We start from the raw sequence: 2,182 nt of genomic DNA, 5'->3' as shown, positions 1-2,182 counted from the left end.
ATCCTGCAGTCCTCTCCAACGAGGACGGACGATGAAATCCCTGAAGATGCTGCTGCGGTTCGCCATTGTCGGCGGCCTGATCCTGCTGCTGCTGATCCCGCTTTTCCTGATCCGCAGCGTCATCACCGAGCGCAGCGCCTATCGCGAAGAGGCCTACTCGCGGGTGGCCGAAAGCCGTGCCGGTACCCAGCGCGTGGTCGGGCCGGTGCGCGTGGTGCCGTGGTCCAAGCGCGAGCAGGTGGAAGTGGTCGATGCGCAGGGCAACAAGAAGACCGAGCTGCAGACCACCGAGGGTTACTGGTTGCAGCCGCCGGCCACCCTGCAGATCAGTGGCGAGCTGCTGCCCAGCCAGCGCTCGGTCGGCCTGTTCAAGGTGCCGGTGTACAGCTGGAATGGCCAGCTCAAGGCGACCTTCAGCGAGGACGACTACCCGGAGCACGATGGCATGACCTATGGCGAGGCCTACATCGCGCTGGGCGTGTCCGATGCGCGTGGCCTGGTTGGTACGCCGAACCTGCGGGTTGATGGACAGCAGGTCAAGCTGCTGCCGGGCGTGGCCGGCGCATCCGCACTGGGCCGTGGGCTGCATGCACCGATCGCCGGCATCGCCCGCACCGGAGGCACCCTGGCGGCCAGCAGCGTGGAACTGGAACTGCAGCTCGATGGCAGCCGCTCGCTGTCGGTGGTGCCGGTGGGCGATGACAACCAGATCGCGCTGCGGTCCAGCTGGCCGCACCCGTCGTTTGCCGGTGCGTTCCTGCCGAACGAGCGGCGTGTGGATGCACAGGGCTTCGATGCACGCTGGGCCGTGTCCTCGCTGGCATCGGACGCACAGCAGCGACTGCGCGAGGGCGATGACCTGGATGCGCAGGCGGTGCAGGTTTCGCTGGTCGACCCGGTCGATACCTATACCCAGGCCGACCGCGCGTCCAAGTACGGCGTGCTGTTCGTGGTGCTGACGTTCGTTGGTTTCATCCTGTTCGAACTGATCAAGTCGCTGCGCATCCATCCGCTGCAGTACCTGATGGTCGGCCTGGCGCTGGCGATCTTCTTCCTGCTGCTGATCAGCCTGTCCGAGCACATCGCCTTCTGGCAGGCCTACCTGGTTTCCGCGCTGGCCTGCATCAGCCTGCAGGCGGTGTACCTGGCCAATGTGCTGGGTCACTGGAAGCGGGGCCTGGGCTTCGCCGCGATGCTGACGGTGCTGTACGGCGCGCTGTATGGCCTGCTGGTCTCGGAAAACAATGCACTGCTGATGGGCTCGCTGCTGCTGTTCGTGATCCTCGCGCTGGCGATGTGGGTGACCCGTCGGGTTGACTGGTACGCCCTGGCCGAACAGAAGTAAGGAGCACGCCATGGGCTGGCGCCAAGGATTGCAGCAACGGGCACGACAGGGCATTCCCGCGCTGTTGGAGGTGGATGCACTGCTGCAGGCCCATGGGGTACTGGCGGCCTTGCCAGGGGCACGGATCGCGCCCGGCCTGGTCCGCTTCCAGCTGGCCGCCGTCACCTGCGAAGGATTGCAGCGGCGCGGGCTGGACTGGTTGCGGGAGGCGCGGCACGGACGCGGCGCGCTCGCCGGCAAGGTGCCCCGTTACCGGCCATGGAAGGCCGGGGCGGGGGCATTGTCGGAGATCGGCATCGATGGGCTGCCGGCAGACTGGCCGGAACATGCGACGGTGTTTGGTTGCAGCAGCATCGACCAGCGGCACTGGCTGCTGCTGTTGCCCGAACGCGCGCAGCTGTGGCTGGGGTGGAAGGGGTGACAGCGGAAGGCCCATCCACGCGTGGCGTGGTTCTACGGGGCCTCTGCTGGGTGCGAACCTTGGTCCGCACCGCTCTTCGGTGGGAAGGCGCCATCCACGCACGGCGTGGATCTACCAGATGCCCATGACCGATGGGACGGGGGCCGGGCGCCCCGGCTGGCTAGACTCGAGCGGATGATGATCGAGCCGAAGGGCAGGGGTGCGGCGTGTTGACGTGGAGCGGGCTGAAGTGGGGCGTGCTGGCAGTAGTGCTGGCGATGGGTGGCAATGCGGTGGCGCAGCAGCGCGAGCCGGTGGACCTGGACATGGTCGGCAAGATCCGCCAGCAGGCGTTCCACAAGTCGCAGGTGATGGATACCTTCAGCTACCTCACCGAACGCATCGGGCCGCGCCTGACCAATTCGCCGGCGATGGGG

At 66.8% G+C, this 2,182-nt stretch carries 2 protein-coding genes and 1 pseudogene; all 3 read left to right on the top strand.

The features are described from left to right. Positions 1-31 precede the first annotated feature (31 nt). Positions 32-1,345 (top strand): cell envelope integrity protein CreD, encoded by a 1,314-nt coding sequence (creD, locus tag AC1VAN_RS19560; RefSeq protein ID WP_032976046.1) that lies wholly within the window; start codon positions 32-34, stop codon positions 1,343-1,345. Positions 1,346-1,355: 10 nt separating this feature from the next. Continuing rightward, positions 1,356-1,766: a hypothetical protein gene (locus tag AC1VAN_RS19555; protein ID WP_032976047.1), complete on the top strand. Its 411-nt coding sequence runs from the start codon at positions 1,356-1,358 to the stop codon at positions 1,764-1,766. Positions 1,767-2,023: 257 nt separating this feature from the next. Further along, positions 2,024-2,182 (top strand): annotated as a pseudogene (locus AC1VAN_RS19550) (peptidase); the annotation flags it as partial.

The organism is Stenotrophomonas sp. 05L44_2 (assembly GCF_056665995.1).
Note: the sequence above shows the minus strand (reverse complement) of the source record. Positions and strands in the feature narration are given on the sequence as shown.

Bases quoted from the DNA above. Each gene is read 5' to 3' on its own strand.
- creD (WP_032976046.1), top strand. From the start codon at position 32: ATGAAATCCCTGAAGATGCTGCTGCGGTTCGCCATTGTCGGCGGCCTG.
- AC1VAN_RS19555 (WP_032976047.1), top strand. From the start codon at position 1,356: ATGGGCTGGCGCCAAGGATTGCAGCAACGGGCACGACAGGGCATTCCC.